12 protein-coding genes are annotated in these 15343 nt (G+C 64.3%); 9 read left to right on the forward strand and 3 right to left on the reverse strand.

The window, feature by feature from the left end; all coding sequences use genetic code 11:
- Positions 1-153 precede the first annotated feature (153 nt).
- Positions 154-2733: an ATP-dependent chaperone ClpB gene (clpB, locus tag ACQKOE_RS08200; protein WP_427512349.1), complete on the forward strand. Its 2580-nt coding sequence runs from the start codon at positions 154-156 to the stop codon at positions 2731-2733.
- Positions 2734-2812: 79 nt separating this feature from the next.
- Here the strand turns inward: clpB and ACQKOE_RS08205 are convergent, their stop codons facing one another.
- Entirely contained in the window at positions 2813-6079 is a 3267-nt protein-coding gene (locus ACQKOE_RS08205; protein ID WP_427512350.1) for a TonB-dependent receptor domain-containing protein, read from the reverse strand.
- Positions 6080-6351: 272 nt separating this feature from the next.
- Here ACQKOE_RS08205 and ACQKOE_RS08210 point away from each other — a divergent pair, with 272 nt between their 5' ends.
- The 8 genes from ACQKOE_RS08210 (at position 6352) to ACQKOE_RS08245 (ending at position 13226) form a co-directional block, all read left to right on the forward strand.
- The gene (locus tag ACQKOE_RS08210; RefSeq protein WP_427512351.1) at positions 6352-7524 is read left to right on the forward strand and encodes an acetyl-CoA C-acetyltransferase; all 1173 of its coding nucleotides are present in this window, start codon (positions 6352-6354) and stop codon (positions 7522-7524) included.
- A 195-nt stretch (positions 7525-7719) separates the two neighbouring features.
- The gene (locus ACQKOE_RS08215; RefSeq protein ID WP_374589493.1) at positions 7720-8502 is read left to right on the forward strand and encodes an SDR family NAD(P)-dependent oxidoreductase; all 783 of its coding nucleotides are present in this window, start codon (positions 7720-7722) and stop codon (positions 8500-8502) included.
- A 186-nt stretch (positions 8503-8688) separates the two neighbouring features.
- Positions 8689-9561 carry a crotonase/enoyl-CoA hydratase family protein gene (locus ACQKOE_RS08220; RefSeq protein ID WP_427512352.1) on the forward strand — a complete coding sequence of 291 codons (873 nt, stop codon included), beginning with the start codon at positions 8689-8691 and terminating at the stop codon, positions 9559-9561.
- On the forward strand, positions 9558-10193 hold the full coding sequence (locus tag ACQKOE_RS08225) for a TetR family transcriptional regulator (RefSeq protein WP_427512353.1): 636 nt from the start codon (positions 9558-9560) through the stop codon (positions 10191-10193). Before ACQKOE_RS08220 ends, ACQKOE_RS08225 begins: the two co-directional genes overlap by 4 nt.
- On the forward strand, positions 10190-11071 hold the full coding sequence (mtnP, locus tag ACQKOE_RS08230; protein ID WP_427512354.1) for an S-methyl-5'-thioadenosine phosphorylase: 882 nt from the start codon (positions 10190-10192) through the stop codon (positions 11069-11071). The genes ACQKOE_RS08225 and mtnP overlap by 4 nt, the downstream gene beginning before the upstream one ends.
- Entirely contained in the window at positions 11068-11700 is a 633-nt protein-coding gene (gene maiA / locus ACQKOE_RS08235) for a maleylacetoacetate isomerase (RefSeq protein WP_427512355.1), read from the forward strand. The genes mtnP and maiA overlap by 4 nt, the downstream gene beginning before the upstream one ends.
- A gap of 63 nt (positions 11701-11763) precedes the next feature.
- Positions 11764-12222 carry a MarR family winged helix-turn-helix transcriptional regulator gene (locus ACQKOE_RS08240; RefSeq protein WP_374589498.1) on the forward strand — a complete coding sequence of 153 codons (459 nt, stop codon included), beginning with the start codon at positions 11764-11766 and terminating at the stop codon, positions 12220-12222.
- On the forward strand, positions 12219-13226 hold the full coding sequence (locus ACQKOE_RS08245; protein WP_427512356.1) for a fumarylacetoacetate hydrolase family protein: 1008 nt from the start codon (positions 12219-12221) through the stop codon (positions 13224-13226). Before ACQKOE_RS08240 ends, ACQKOE_RS08245 begins: the two co-directional genes overlap by 4 nt.
- Before the next feature lie 78 nt (positions 13227-13304).
- On the opposite strand, the gene ACQKOE_RS08250 is transcribed toward ACQKOE_RS08245, so the two are convergent.
- Together ACQKOE_RS08250 and ACQKOE_RS08255 are read right to left on the reverse strand one after the other, a co-directional pair.
- Positions 13305-14324: a type II secretion system F family protein gene (locus tag ACQKOE_RS08250; RefSeq protein ID WP_427512357.1), complete on the reverse strand. Its 1020-nt coding sequence runs from the start codon at positions 14322-14324 to the stop codon at positions 13305-13307.
- Between the two features lie 19 nt (positions 14325-14343).
- Positions 14344-15315, reverse strand: coding sequence for a type II secretion system F family protein (locus tag ACQKOE_RS08255; RefSeq protein WP_427512358.1), 972 nt, complete (start codon positions 15313-15315; stop codon positions 14344-14346).
- Positions 15316-15343: the final 28 nt, after the last annotated feature.

Consider the following 15343-nt stretch of genomic DNA (forward strand, 5'->3'; position numbering starts at 1 on the left):
CCGGATTGGTCCCACCCACTTGCAAACCTGCCAGCTAAGCATTTGCTGCTAGTCAAAGACGCCCCGTGCTGGCTGCGCGACATTTCTCGCGTGCACCCCTTGTGTGGCAAAGGCGCAACACTATCTGTGGTGTGACAGGAGGCTGATACACCCATGAACCTCGAAAAATTCACCGACCGCGCCAAGGGTTTTCTCCAGTCGGCGCAGACCGTTGCGATCCGGCTGAACCATCAGCGGATCACCCCCGAACATATCCTGAAGGCACTGCTGGAGGACGAGGAAGGCATGGCCTCCGGCCTGATCCAGCGCGCGGGTGGCAATGCCCTGCTGGCCGTGGCGCGGGTGGATGAGGCGCTGGCCAAGATCCCCGCCGTCTCCGGTTCCGGCGCGCAGGCCGCGCCCGGTCTGGAAAACGATGCGGTGCGCGTGCTGGACCAGGCCGAGCAATTGGCGGCCAAGGCGGGCGACAGCTTCGTTTCCGTTCAGCGGATGCTTCAGGCGCTGGCGCTGGGCACCACCAATGCGGCGGGTCAGGCGCTCAAGTCCGCCGGTGTCGATGCGGCAAAGCTGGAAGCGGCGATCCAGGAACTGACCGGTGGGCGCACGGCGGACAATGCCAGCGCCGAAAACGCCTATGACGCGATGAAGAAATATGCCCGCGACCTGACCCAGGCCGCGCGCGACGGCAAGCTGGACCCGGTGATCGGGCGGGACGAGGAAATCCGCCGCACCGTGCAGATTCTCGCGCGCCGCACCAAGAACAACCCGGCGCTGATCGGCGAACCCGGCGTGGGCAAGACCGCGATTGCCGAAGGCCTCGCGCTGCGCATCGCCAATGGCGACGTGCCGGACAGCCTCAAGGATCGCCGCCTGATGGCGCTCGACATGGGCGCGCTGATCGCGGGCGCCAAGTACCGCGGCGAGTTCGAGGAACGGCTCAAGGCCGTGCTCGACGAAGTGAAGGGCGCTGAGGGCGAGATCATCCTGTTCATCGACGAGATGCACACGCTGATCGGCGCGGGGAAGAGCGAGGGCGCGATGGACGCTTCCAACCTGCTCAAGCCCGCTCTGGCGCGCGGCGAACTGCATTGCATCGGCGCGACGACGCTGGATGAATACCAGAAGTACGTCGAGAAGGACCCGGCCCTGCAGCGCCGGTTCCAGCCCGTGTTCGTGGGCGAGCCGACCGTGGAGGACACGATCTCGATCCTGCGCGGGCTGAAGGACCGCTACGAACTGCACCACGGCGTGCGGATCACCGACCAGGCCATCGTCGCCTCGGCCACCCTGTCCAACCGCTACATCGCGGACCGCTTTCTGCCGGACAAGGCCATCGACCTGATGGACGAGGCGGCCAGCCGCATCCGCATGGAAGTGGAATCGAAGCCCGAGGAAATCGAAGTGCTCGACCGCCGGATCATCCAGCTCAAGATCGAGGAAATGGCCCTGGCCAAGGAAACCGATCAGGCGAGCAAGGACCGGCTGGAAACGCTGCGCGGCGAACTGGCCAATCTGGAGCAGCAGTCGGCGGAACTCACCACCCGCTGGCAGAACGAGCGTGACAAGATCGCGGCGGAAGGCAGGATCAAGGAGCAGCTCGACGCGGCCCGGATCGAACTGGAACAGGCCCAGCGCGCCGGCGACCTCGCCAAGGCGGGCGAGCTTTCCTATGGCCGCATCCCGGAACTGGAGCGGCAACTGGCCGAAGCCCAGGGCGCGGATACGTCCAACATGCTGCTGCGCGAGGAAGTGACCGCAGAGGACATCGCCGCCGTCGTCAGCCGCTGGACCGGCGTGCCGGTCGACCGGATGATGGAAGGTGAGCGCGAAAAGCTGCTCAAGATGGAACAGGTCATCGGCCAGCGCGTAATCGGCCAGCAGGACGCGGTGATTGCCGTGTCCAAGGCCGTGCGCCGCGCGCGGGCCGGTCTGCAGGATCCGAACCGCCCGCTCGGCAGCTTCCTGTTCCTCGGCCCCACGGGCGTGGGCAAGACCGAACTGACCAAGGCGCTGGCCGGGTTCCTGTTCGACGACGACACTGCGATGGTCCGCATCGACATGAGCGAGTTCATGGAGAAGCACTCCGTTGCCCGCCTGATCGGCGCGCCTCCGGGCTATGTCGGCTATGAGGAAGGCGGCGTCCTGACCGAAGCGGTGCGGCGTCGGCCCTATCAGGTCGTGCTGTTCGACGAGGTGGAGAAGGCGCACGGCGACGTGTTCAACGTGCTGCTGCAAGTGCTCGACGATGGCCGCCTGACCGACGGGCAGGGCCGGGTCGTGGACTTCACCAACACCCTGATCATCCTGACCAGCAACCTGGGCAGCCAGTACCTCGCCAATCTGGAAGAAGGGCAGGACGTCGAGAGCGTAGAGCCGCAGGTGATGGAAGTCGTACGCGGCCATTTCCGCCCCGAATTCCTCAACCGCCTGGACGAGATCATCCTGTTCCACCGCCTCGGCCAGGAACACATGGGCCCGATCGTCGAAATCCAGGTCGGCCGCGTGGCCAAGCTGCTCAAGGACCGCAAGATCACGCTCGACCTGACCGAAAGCGCCAAGCGCTGGCTGGGCCGGGTCGGCTATGATCCGGTCTATGGCGCAAGGCCGCTGAAGCGCGCCGTGCAGCGCTATCTGCAGGACCCGCTCGCCGAAAAGCTGCTCGCCGGGGAAATTCCCGACGGCAGCACGGTCAAGATCGACGAAGGCGACGGAGCGCTGACGATCGCGGTTTGAGCCTTCGATTGCCGGTAAAGAAAAAGGGCGGCGTGGCATCCCACGCCGCCCTTTCTTTTTTGGGTCTTCCAGCCGGAGCTTAGAAGCTGGCCTTCACGCCAGCGTAGAAGTAGCGGCCGAAGGTGTCGTAGGGATCACCGCCGGAAGTGCCGAGCAGACCGAGCGGCGGCATCTTGTCACCCAGATTGTCGACGCCGAGGTAGAAGTTGTACTTCTTGTCCGACGTTTCAAAGTTCAGACGCACGTTGTGGTAGAACGCTGACGGATACCACACGGGATCGAACGCATCGAGGTTGGTGGGATCCAGCGTTACCAAAGCCCCCGGGGTGCAGGTCCGTCCCGAACCACCGGTCGTGCCGCTGTTCGGACAGATGCCCGGCGAGGGGTGCTGTGCCTCATAGGTCGAAACGGTCATCTTGCCAATGTAGCGGACCGTGTAGGTCAGGTCGATCGGGCCGAAATCGTAACCGAAGGTAGCGTTCGCAGTGAACTCGGGATCGCCCAGCTCGCTCTTGATCCGGTCCGGAGCCTGCGGGAGGATGATGTTCGAGTAGTTCGTACGTTCGAGCACCCAGGTGGCAATGCCGCGGAACGACAGGCGGTGGCCATTGTCAAAGGTGTGACGGTAGGCCAGGTCGAAGTCGATGCCGTTTGCCTGCTGCCCAGCGAAGTTCACGCCGACCGAGTTGCCTACGTAGTCCCCGAAGGTGCCGTCCGAATTACGCTCGTACAGACCCGGAATGTCGGACGGAGTGACCGAGCAGTAGGGGTTGTCCGCATAGGCAAGCGTCGAGTCGAAGCACAGGTTGAGCAGCTGTTGCAGGCTTGGGGCCGAAATCAGGTTTTCAACCTTGATCCGGTAGTAGTCGACCGTCAGCGACAGGCCCGGTGCGAATTCAGGTGTGAACACTGCACCGATGGTCAGGCTCTTGCCCTTTTCCGCACCCAGATTGCCGTTGCCGCCAGAGAGGAACGGAACCGACTGCGAACGGGCTTGGGTATTGATGAAGCCCGTCGGAACGCCGGCAGCCGCGCAGTTTACCGCGCGGTTCGGATTCCCGCCAATGAAGTTCACGTCGCACGGATCGGTGATCTGGGCAAAGTTTTCCGACAGCGGCGAATAAAGGTCCGACTGGGTCGGCACGCGAACCGCGGTGGAATAGTTCGCGCGGAACTTGATGCTGTCGTTGACGGCCCAGACGCCATTGATGTTGTAGGAATTGGTCCGGCCGGCGCTGGTGTTGTAGTCCGAAACCCGGCCAGCCGCGCCCACGCTCAGATCCTTGATGAAGGGAACGTCCTTCACCAGCGGAAGCAGGATTTCACCGAAGGCTTCGCGCACCGTCAGCTTCGGCGGGTTGAACGGCTTGATCGCGTTCAGGAAGGTTGCGCCCGACTGGACCTGTTCATCCCACACCGACGAGGATGCTTCTTCGCGGTATTCGCCGCCCAGCGCGAAGCTGACCGGGCCACCCGGCAGGTTCAGGAAGGTCGACGTGTCGCCGGAAACGCTGAAGCCGAAGTTCAGTTCTTCCGCCCATTCCTTGCGGGTGGAATCGGTCTGCGAGAAGGCCAGTGCGCGCGGGTCGGCCTGGTACTGTCCGAACAGGTTCAAGGGAACGCAGTCCGCACGGTCATTGGTGGTGCTGGCATCGGCGTTGACCGCGCAGACGACTTTCTGACCGGCGTAGTTGGTTACGAAGTTCGTGCCGGTGTAGCCAGTCGGGGCCAGGACGGCGTTGTAGGCCAGCAGGTAGCCGTCAAACTCCGTACCTTCGTTGTTCGTCAGTACCAGGTTGTTCTTTGCCAGAACGCTGGTTTCAAGGCGACCGTAGTTCACGAAGACTTCGTACTTCCAGTCGTCGTTGAAATCGCCTTCGAACCCTCCGACGATGCGATAGGTATCGCGATCATGCAATTCGCCGCGACCACCGAAATCGGTGTTGAAGCGGCTGGTCGCGAAGGTGCCGGTAGCCGGATTGGCGCAGCGGCCAAGCGTCTGCAACTGCGCCAGTGCAGTCGGAGTGAGGAAGGGGTTGCTGCACGAGAACGTGCCAAGCGTGCCGCCCTGGAAGAAGCTGGGCTGCCCTTCCTGGACCGCATCGACGTGGACGTACTTCGCCTCCAGGAACGGACGGAACGCATCCGAGAAGTCGTAGTGCAGCAGGACGTTGAGCGCGTAGCGGTCAAGTCCAGCGGCAAGCTGTCCGGTGTTGCGCAGGCTGGAAAGCCGGCCGGGGTTCGATCGGTCGGTCGGGATCACGTTGCCCGAGGCAACCGGACGGAAGTCAATCTCCGGAATGGTTTCGATCAGGCGCGAACCGTCGGGCGCGAAGGTGAAGATGCGCGGCTGCAGATTGGGCAGGCAGCGCAGGGCCCGGTTCGTGGCCGAAAGATTGCCGCAATAGACGCTGGAGGCAGGATTGCTCGACGCGTTGACCGAAATCAGGCCGGTGTCGGCAATGTTGCCGTTGAACACGCCGCCGCCGAAGTAGACCTGGTCGGGGATGCCGTCACCCAGGCCGTTTTCGCCAGTGGTCACGTCCTGAAGGTTGAATTGGCGGCGCCCGGAATAGGCACCGGTCAGATCGTCACGATCCTTGAAATAGAGCGGGTTTGCCTTGGCATATTCGCCCGAGATGGCGATGTTGCCGCGGCCGTCAGCGAAGTTCTTGCCGAAGGTACCGGACACGAACATGTTGCCGCGGTCACCGCGCGACGAAATCCCGCCCTGGCCGCGCAGGGTGAGACCTTCGAAATCGCGCTTCAGCACGAAGTTCACTACGCCGGCGACAGCGTCCGAACCGTAGACGGCGGAATTGCCGCCGGTCACCACGTCGACGCGGTCGAGCAGGTCGACCGGGATCGTGTTCACGTCGACCAGGTAATCGCCCGGCGATGCCGTGACGTGGCGCTTGCCATTTACCAGGACCAGGGTGCGCGAAACGCCCAGTCCGCGCAGGTCGAGGATGTTGAGGCCGGCCGTGCCGATGAAGCGGGTCGAGTTACCCTGGCTGTAGGTCGAGCGGAGCGACGGCAGGTCATTCAGCGCGTCGCCCAGCGAAACGTCGCCGCTATCGGTCAGTTCATTGACCGTCACCGAAGTGAGCGGAACGGGCGAGGAAAGCGTTGGGCGGGCAAGGCGCGAACCGGTGCCGACAACGACGATCTCGCCCTTTTCATCGGTGTCGCACGTGCCATTGTTGTTCGCGTCGGCGCATTCTGCCGTTTCGGCGGCAGCTGCTGCTTCCTGGGCCTGCGCGGCGCTGGCCGAGGCCAGTGCGATGATGGCGGCAGTTGCCAGGCTGGTAGAAGTCGAAAAAGCCGACTTGCTGAAAATCTTCATTCTTAGTCCCCTTGGTCCTCTATCCCGTATTCGAAGGGAGGTTTTTTCTGTGATCCGGCTATGCATTTGCCGCCAGATAAAATGCCCTAGGTATCAACCCGGATTCGCCATGGGTGAGGGATGTGTCCCGGCGAGGCAATTACCCAAAAGGGTATGCGCAATTTTCATTCGTTCCTGTGACGAATCTGTCACACCGTCACGCGGTCCTTGACCTCGGTGCGGGCACTCTTTAATCGATCGGTTAAATAACCCAGCAGAAGGAATCGGATGCCATGGCGACCGCCTATATCGTTGATGCTCTACGTACCGCTGGCGGCCGCCGCGGTGGACGTCTGGCCGGGGTGCACCCGGTCGATCTGGCCGCGCAGACGCTGGATGCGCTGGTTTCGCGCACGGGCGTCGATCCCAATGCGGTGGACGATGTGATCATGGGCTGCGTCAGCCAGGGCGGGCAGCAGGCCGGACAGGTCGGGCGCAACGCGGTGCTCGCGTCCAAGTTGCTGCCGCAGTCGACTCCGGCGGTGACGATCGACCGCCAGTGCGGTTCGTCGCAGCAGGCGATCCAGTTCGCGGCCCAGGCCGTGATGAGCGGCACTCAGGACGTGGTCATCGCGGCGGGCATCGAAAGCATGACCCGCGTGCCGATGGGCTCGACCGCCATGTTCCACATGAAGGAAGGCCTGGGCAACTACAAGTCGCCGGGTCTGGAAGAGAAGTATCCGGGCGTTACCTGGTCGCAGTTCATGGGTGCGGAAATGATCGTGAAGAAGCACGGCTTCTCCAAGGACGATCTCGACCGCTTTGCCCTGACCAGCCACCAGCGCGCCCGCGCGGCGACCGAAGCCGGTGCCTTCAACAGCGAAATCGTGCCGATCGAGATCGAAACGGCCGATGGCAAGGAATGGCACACGGTTGACGAAGGCATTCGTTTCGACGCGACGCTGGAAAGCATCGCTGGCGTCAAGCTGCTGAGCGAAGGCGGTTCGCTGACCGCGGCGACCTCCAGCCAGATCTGCGACGGTTCCTCGGCGGCTCTGGTCGTGTCGGAAGAGGCGCTGAAGCGCTACAACCTGACCCCGCTGGCCCGCATCCACACCCTGACCGTCACGGCAGGCGATCCGGTGATCATGCTGGAAGAGCCGCTGTTCGCGACCGACAAGGCCCTGGCCAAGGCGGGCCTGTCGATCAACGACATCGACCTTTACGAAGTGAACGAAGCCTTTGCCTCGGTCCCGATGGCCTGGCTGAAGCACACCGGCGCCGATCCGGAAAAGCTGAACGTCAATGGCGGCGCGATTGCGCTGGGCCACCCGCTTGGCGCTTCGGGCACCAAGCTGATGGCGACCCTGCTCCATGCGCTGAAGGCGCGCGGCGGGAAGTACGGCCTGCAGACGATGTGCGAAGGCGGCGGCGTCGCCAACGTGACCATCGTGGAAATGGTTTGATCCGGCTGTCCTTCGAGACGGTTCGGGCCCAAGTCCTCACCTCCTCAGGACGAACGGGGATGTGAGCAAGGATAGAAAGTGCATCCTCCCGGGCTGCCGGGGGGATGGATGTTACACCAGCCGTTCGTCCTGAGGAGCCGAAGCCGCAGGCAGAGGCGTCTCGAAGGACCGGGCGGAACAGAGGGAGCAATAGACATGATTCTCGACAACACGGTTGCCGCAGTCGTTACCGGCGGCGCTTCGGGCCTGGGTGCGGCTACGGCCCGCGCGCTGGCTGCCAAGGGCGTCAAGGTCGCCATCTTCGACCTTCAGGCCGAAAAGGGCGAAGCCATGGCCAAGGAAATCGGCGGCGTATTCTGCGAATGCAACGTCACCGACGATGCCTCGGTCGATGCCGCTTTCGCCAAGGCCCGCGAAGCCCATGGGCAAGAGCGTATCCTGGTCAACTGCGCCGGCACCGGCAATGCGATCAAGACCGCCAGCCGCAGCAAGGAAGACGGCTCGATCAAGCACTTCCCGCTCGACGCGTTCAACTGGATCATCCAGATCAACCTGGTCGGCACCTTCCGCTGCATCGCCAAGTCGGCTGCCGGCATGATGACGCTGGAACCGCAGGCTGACGGAGACCGCGGCGCCATCGTCAACACCGCTTCGGTCGCGGCTGAAGACGGCCAGATGGGCCAGGCTGCCTATTCCGCGTCGAAGGGCGGCGTGGTGGGCATGACCCTGCCGATCGCTCGCGACCTGGCGAGCGAAAAGATCCGCGTCAACACCATCCTGCCGGGCATTTTCGACACCCCGTTGCTCGCCGGTGCGCCGCAGAACGTGCGCGATGCGCTGGGCGCTTCGGTGCTCAACCCCAAGCGTCTCGGCAACCCGGTCGAGTACGCCAACCTCGCCATGTGCATGATCGAGAACGGCTACTTCAACGGCGAGGACGTGCGTCTGGACGGCGGCATCCGCATGGCGCCCCGCTAAGTTTGTACCGCCTTCCGGCCCTGGGCGGGCTGCGAATGGCCACCTCCTGCGCTTCCGGTGCTCACGACCCGCAAGGTCGCTTCGCTCCGGTTCTCGGAAGTAACCATTCTCGCTCCACCCAAGGCCGGAATCCGGCACAAACTTGCTGAGTACACAAATAGATAAATACACACGGAGAGAGTTGGCATGGGCTATTCGCAGATCGATCTTCACATCAGCGAGGGGATCGCCACGCTGACTCTCAACCGCCCGGAGAAGATGAACGCCTTCACCGGGACGATGATGGGCGAGATCAACGACGCGATGGAGCGCACCGATGCGGATGACAGCGTCCGCGCGGTGATCTTTACCGGGGCTGGCGAGCGCGCCTTCTGCGCCGGGGCCGACCTGACGCCTGACGATGGCCGCGCGGTCTTTGCCAGCGGCGAAGCGGTGACCGACCTGTCGGACGAGCGCGTGCGCGATGGCGGCGGCCTGCTGACACTGCGCCTTTATCAGTCGAAGAAGCCGCTGATTTCCGCCTGCAATGGTGCGGCAGTGGGCGTGGGCGTGACCATGCAGCTGCCGATGGACATCCGCCTGGCCAGCGAAAACGCCCGCTACGGCTTTGTCTTTGCCCGTCGCGGGATCGTGCCGGAAGCTTGCTCCAGCTGGTTCCTGCCCAAGATCGTCGGGATCAACCAGGCGCTGGAATGGTGCATGACGGGCCGTATCTTCGGCGCGGAAGAAGCGCTGAAGGGCGGGCTGGTCCGCTCGGTCCATCCGCAGGGCGAACTGATCGACGCGGCGCGCGGCCTGGCCCGCGAAATTGCCGACAACACCTCGGCCGTCTCGGTCGCCATGACCCGCGCGATGCTGTGGCGGGTGCCATCGGGCGATCACCCGATGGCGGCGCACAAGGTGGACAGCCGCGCGATCTATCGCCTGTCCAAGGGTGCCGATGCGAAGGAAGGTGTGCAAAGCTTCCTTGAGAAGCGCCCGCCCTCCTTTCCGCTACGGGTTTCAAGCGATATGCCCGACTTTTACCCATGGTGGGGCGAGGAGCCGCCGTACGAATGACCGAGAGCGCCAAGCAGGAGGGGGACGTCCCCGCCGGAGCCCGCGAGCTGCTGTTGCAGACTGCGTCGGACATTATGCGGGAAGGGGATATCGTCGATATCTCCCTTTCCGAACTGTCGCTGCGGTCCGGCCTGAACTCGGCTTTGGTCAAATATTATTTCGGAAATAAGGCGGGCCTGATGAAGGCGCTGCTGGACCGCGACATGGCCGGGATCGTCCAGGCGGTCGATGCCCTGATGGCCAAGGACATGCCGCCAGAGGCACGGCTGCGCCGCCACATCGGCGCGGTGGTCGATACCTATTTCAAGACGCCCTATCTCAACCGCCTGCTGATGCGGCTGGTGCGCGAAAGCGACGACGATGAAGCGCACCGGATTGCCGATTCCTACCTCAGCCCGCTCAGCCGCGCCTATGACAAGCTGATCGAAGACGGGGTGCGCCAGGGGGTGTTCCGCAACGTCGATCCGCAGCTGTTCTACTTCACCACGACCGGGGCGGCGGACCGGTTCTTCTCGTCACGCCTGGTGCTCAAGCATTGCTATGACACCGACACCCTGACCGAGGAACTGCGCGACCGTTACCGCGAGCATTGCATCGACTTCATCATGAGCGGTATCCTCGCTACGCGATGAGCGAGGCAATGCGCGAGACCTGGCATATTGGCGTGATCGGCGGTTCCGGCCTGGCGGCGGGGATCGGAATCGACAATGCGCAAGAGATCGAAGTTTCCAGCCCGTTCGGCCCGCCCTCCGGCGCGGTGACGACGGGAACGCTGGAAGGCGTGCGGTTTACCTTCCTGCCGCGCCACGGAGCCGGTCACGCAATCCCGCCCAGCCATGTGAATTACCGCGCCAATATCGACGTGCTGAAGCGCTGCGGCGTGACCGACGTGATTGCCCTGTCCGCGATCGGTTCGCTCAACGGGGACATGGCGCCGGGTCATTTCGTGGCAGTGGACCAGTTCATCGACCGTACCACTTCGCGCGAGAGTTCGTTCTTCGGCCCCGGCCTGGTGGCCCATGTCAGCCTGGCCGATCCGGTCTGCCCGCGCCTCTCCGCCGCGCTGGCCCAGGCGGTGCAGGCAGAGGGCGCGACAGTGCATCCGCGCGGCTGCTACATCGCCATCGAAGGGCCGCAGTTCTCCACCCGCGCGGAAAGCAGGCTCTACCAGTCGTGGGGCGCGGACGTGATCGGCATGACGGCCCTGCCCGAAGCGCGGCTCGCCCGCGAGGCCGAATTGCCCTATGCCCTGCTCGGCATGGTGACCGATTACGACAGTTGGCGCGAAGCCGAAGAGGGCGTGGATGCGGCGGACGTGTTGCGGGTGATGGCGCGCAACACCCAGCTTGCCCGCCAGGTCCTGCGCCAATTCGCGCGGCAGCTGCCCGGCGAGCGCGCCGCCAGCCCGATCGACAGGGCGCTGGACAACGCGATCATGACCGCACCGGACAAGCGCGATCCCGCGCTGATGGCCCGGCTTCACGCGGTTGCGGGCAGGGTGCTGGGATGAGCGGGGAAGTCGTCCTTTACGATTACTGGCGCTCTTCGGCTGCCTACCGCGTGCGCATTGCGCTGAACCTCAAAGGCATTGCTTACCGCGCGGTCCCGGTTGACCTGTCGAAGGGCGAGCAGGGCGGGGCGGACTATACCGGGCGCAATCCGCAGGGCCTGATCCCCGCGCTGGAGATCGACGGGAACCTGCTGACCCAAAGCCTGGCGATCATCGACTATCTGGACCAGACCCGGCCCGAACCGCGCTTGCTGCCAGCCGATCCGGCTCTGCGCGCGGCCGCCCTGGGGCGGGCGCTGGTGATTGCGGCCGATACGCACCCGATCCAGAACCTGCGGGTGATGAACCGCCTGAAAAGCCAGTTCGGCGCATCGCAGGACCAGGCCGTGGAATGGAACCGCCACTGGATCTCCTTGGGCTTTGCGACACTGGAGGCCCAGGCCCCGGAATCCGGTCTGTTCGGCGGGGCGCAGCCCGACCTGTCGGACCTGTGCCTGGTGCCGCAGATGGCCAATGCCCGCCGCTTCGAAGTGCCGCTGGGCGCCTATCCCCGGCTGGTGCGTATCGACGAAGCCCTGCGCGCCTTGCCCGCCTTTGCCGCCGCCGCGCCGGAAGCCGTGAAAAACTGACCTCAACCATTGCGCTAGGGCGCGGTTGCCCTTAGCAAACTGGTTGCAACAGGAACCAGTTCAATGCCGAACCAAAGCCGCCTTGGCGATTTCGTGCCCTATCTGATGTCGGTCACCACCAATGCCGTGGCTGACCTGATCGCGGTGGAATACCGCAGCACCTATGGCCTGAAGATCCCGGAATGGCGGGTCATGGCCGTGCTGGGGGATTCCGGCGCGCGGACCCAGCGCGACCTGGTCCATGCCACGCGGATGGACAAGGTCGCCGTCAACCGCGCCTGCAAGGTGCTGGAGGAGCGCGGCCTGGTCCAGCGCAGCCCCAATGCGCGCGACGGACGCTCGCACCATCTGGAGCTGACCGCCGCAGGCAAGGACATGCACGGCAAGATCATGCCCCACGCGCTGGAGATGGAGGCGCGCCTGCTCGCCCCGCTCAGCGCGGCGGAGCGCCAGCAATTCGTATCGCTGCTCGCCCGGATCGGCGAGAGCGCCCAGGCTCTGGAAGAAGGAAAGAACCCGTGAAGCTAGCCTCTCTGCCCCATGGCCGCGATGGCCGCCTGGTCGTCGTCTCGCATGATCTGGCCTGGTACGCGCCGGCGGACCACCTCGTCCCGACGCTGCAAGCCGCGCTGGACGACTGGGACCGGCACGAGCCAGTGCTGCGCGCGCTGGCGACCGAGCTGGAACACGGCGCAATCCCGCGCGAACGCTTCCACGAACGCGAAGTCACCGCGCCCCTGCCGCGCGCGTTCCAGTGGGCGGACGGCTCGGCCTATGTCAATCACGTCGAACTGGTCCGTCAGGCGCGCGGCGCGGAACTGCCGGACAGCTTCTGGCACGATCCGCTGATGTATCAGGGCGGCAGCGACGACCTGCGCGGCGCGCGCGAGCCGATCACCCTGGCCGACGAGGCCTGGGGCTGCGACATGGAAGCGGAAATCTGCGTCGTGACCGGCGACGTTCCCCAGGGCGTTACGCCTGAGGAGGCGCTGAGCCATGTCCGGCTGATCGGCCTGGTCAACGACGTGTCGCTGCGCAACCTTATTCCCGGCGAACTGGCCAAGGGCTTTGGCTTTGTCCAGTCGAAGCCCGCCACCCATTTTTCGCCGGTCTTTGCCACGCCCGACGCCCTGGGTGCGGCATGGTCGGGCGGGCGGCTGAACGGGGTTCTGGCGGTGGACCTCAACGACCAGCCCTTCGGGCGCGCCGAGGCGGGCGAGGAATGCACCTTCGATTTCGGCACCCTGATCGCCCACCTGGCCAAGACGCGGCGGATCGGGGCTGGTTCGATCATCGGTTCGGGCACCGTGTCCAACCGCGATCCCGATGGCTCGCCGGGCCGTCCGTGCAGCCAGGGCGGGCGCGGTTATTCCTGCATTGCCGAGCAGCGCATGGTCGAGACCATCGCCACCGGGGCGGCCAGCACGCCCTTCCTGCGCTATGGCGACAAGGTGCGGATCGAAATGCGCGACGACCACGGCCACACGATCTTCGGCGCGATCGAGCAGACCGTTTCGCGGCCCTGATCTCGCCTGACCGGCAAAGCAATCGGGCCGGACCTTGGTGCAAGGTCCGGCCCGATTTCTTTGGTCCTGGCGGAAGGGTCAGCCGCCGCCCTTGGCCGGGCCGCCGTCGGCAAAGGCGTCGGCGATGGAGCAGGCTGCAGGCCCAAGGATCACGACGAACAGCACCGGCAGAATGAACAGGATCAGCGGCACGGTCATGATCGCGGGCAGGCGTGCGGCCTTTTCCTCGGCGCGCATCATGCGCTCGTTGCGGAATTCGGCGGAGAGCACGCGCAGGGCAGAGGCCAGCGGCGTACCATAGCGTTCGGTCTGGACCATGGTGGTGGTCACGCCTTTCACCGCTTCCAGGTTGACGCGGTAGGCCAGGTTTTCAAAGGCCTGGCGCCGTTCGCTTAGGAACGACAACTCGATGGCGGTCAGGGCGAATTCGTCACCCAGTTCGGGATAGGCGCGACCGAGTTCCCGGGCGACGCGATTGAACGCGGCGTCCACGGTCAGACCGGCTTCGGCGCAGATCACCAGCAGGTCGAGCGCATCGGGCAGGCCCTTGCGGATCGCATCGGTGCGCTTGGTGATGATATTGCCGATGTAGATTTCCGGACCCTTGTAGCCGATGCCCAGGGCTGCGGCGAAGGCCATCAGCTTCTTGAACGAACCCCATTCCGGGAAATAGTTGATGCCATAGACCAGGAAGGCCGTGGTCCCGCCCAGCACGATGGGCAGCACCATGCGGGCGAAGATCACCACGATGCCCAGTTCCTTGCGCCGGATACCGGCCTGGAACAGCTTTTGCTGGATGACTTCAAGCTGGCTCTGCTGAAGCACGTTCAGCTTGTTCAGCGCTTCCCTCATCCAGTCGGTGGTTTCAGTCTTGCGGACCAGGCTGGCGCGCTTGCGGGCGGACTGGGTCAGGATGCCGCTCTTCAGTTCGTCGCGGCGCTCGTTCAGCGCCTTGACCCGCTTCTGCATCGGGTCGCGGATCGTGACGGCGGTATAGATCGCGAATAGCACGGCCATGGCGGCAAGGCCGGCCAGGATCGAGCCGATCCACAGCACGTCAAAGCCAAGCAGGGTGGGTCCGGGCGGGCTGTTCATCATGGTCCTGTTTCCTTCCCGCTCAGATTTCGAAGCTGACCATCTTGGCCATGATAAACCCGCCGATGCTCATCCAGGTCAGGCCGCCCAGGCCGACCACGATCAGGCGGTCGTCGGTGAAGAACCCGCCCAGGTAGTCCGGATTGATCCAGAAGATCATCGAGAAGACGATGAAGGGCAGTGCACCGACGATATAGGCCGAGGCCTTGGATTCAGAGCTCATCGCCTTGATCTTCAGCTTCATCTGGGCGCGCTTGCGCAGCACGTCGGCCAGGTTGGAGAGCGTTTCGGCCAGGTTGCCGCCCGTCTCGCGCTGGATCGCCAGGGTGATGCAGAAGAAGCTGAACTCCGCCGTGTTGAGGCGGTCGGCCGTGTCCTGAAGGGCATCCTCCATGGTCTTGCCGATCTTGATGCGTTCGGTCACCAGCTTGAATTCCTCGCCCACCGGGCCGGGAACTTCGCTGGAGACGATGCCCAGGGTTTCCGTCACCGGCAGACCGGAGCGCAGGCCGCGCACCAGCAGTTCGATTGCATCGGGGAACTTGGCGGTGAATTGGTTGGTGCGGCGCTTGATGAAATGCCCGACCACCATGTGCGGCAGGCCTGCGCCGACCAGCAGGCCGAGGCCGAGCGAGAGCGGCAGGCTTCGGGTCTTGAGGAAGACCATCAGCGCAACAGTCAAGCCGACCCCTGCCGACGCATAGAAGTACTGCGACAAGGTCCACGGCTTGCCGGTGCGGTGGAGCCGCAGGGCCAGGGCCGCCAGCCGCGATTCCGACCCGGCGATGCGGTGCATCTTGGGCTTGCGCGCGGCGACGGCTTTCTTGAGCTGGGCCTCGACCCGGTCGGTCGTGCTTTCCGAGTGACGATAGCGCACCGATTGCAGCCGGCGCGCGCTTTCCTTGGCCGGAGATGGGCCGGAAAAGGCAATGTAGCCCAGCACCATGAAGCTCATCAGCCCCACGACGATCAGCCCGAGCTGGATCATGTTCATCGCTGCCTACACCTTCTTCCAGATTGGG

Origin of the sequence: Novosphingobium sp. NPDC080210 (genome assembly GCF_050281025.1) — a bacterium.
In the GTDB taxonomy this organism is placed as follows: Bacteria; Pseudomonadota; Alphaproteobacteria; order Sphingomonadales; family Sphingomonadaceae; genus Novosphingobium.

Excerpts from the sequence above, each read along its gene's own strand:
- ACQKOE_RS08220 (WP_427512352.1), top strand. The coding sequence starts at position 8,689 with ATGGGCTATTCGCAGATCGATCTTCACATCAGCGAGGGGATCGCCACG.
- ACQKOE_RS08250 (WP_427512357.1), bottom strand. The coding sequence starts at position 14,324 with ATGATGAACAGCCCGCCCGGACCCACCCTGCTTGGCTTTGACGTGCTG.
- mtnP (WP_427512354.1), top strand. The coding sequence starts at position 10,190 with ATGAGCGAGGCAATGCGCGAGACCTGGCATATTGGCGTGATCGGCGGT.
- ACQKOE_RS08225 (WP_427512353.1), top strand. The coding sequence starts at position 9,558 with ATGACCGAGAGCGCCAAGCAGGAGGGGGACGTCCCCGCCGGAGCCCGC.
- ACQKOE_RS08210 (WP_427512351.1), top strand. The coding sequence starts at position 6,352 with ATGGCGACCGCCTATATCGTTGATGCTCTACGTACCGCTGGCGGCCGC.
- ACQKOE_RS08240 (WP_374589498.1), top strand. The coding sequence starts at position 11,764 with ATGCCGAACCAAAGCCGCCTTGGCGATTTCGTGCCCTATCTGATGTCG.
- ACQKOE_RS08255 (WP_427512358.1), bottom strand. The coding sequence starts at position 15,315 with ATGAACATGATCCAGCTCGGGCTGATCGTCGTGGGGCTGATGAGCTTC.
- maiA (WP_427512355.1), top strand. The coding sequence starts at position 11,068 with ATGAGCGGGGAAGTCGTCCTTTACGATTACTGGCGCTCTTCGGCTGCC.
- ACQKOE_RS08205 (WP_427512350.1), bottom strand. The coding sequence starts at position 6,079 with ATGAAGATTTTCAGCAAGTCGGCTTTTTCGACTTCTACCAGCCTGGCA.
- ACQKOE_RS08215 (WP_374589493.1), top strand. The coding sequence starts at position 7,720 with ATGATTCTCGACAACACGGTTGCCGCAGTCGTTACCGGCGGCGCTTCG.
- clpB (WP_427512349.1), top strand. The coding sequence starts at position 154 with ATGAACCTCGAAAAATTCACCGACCGCGCCAAGGGTTTTCTCCAGTCG.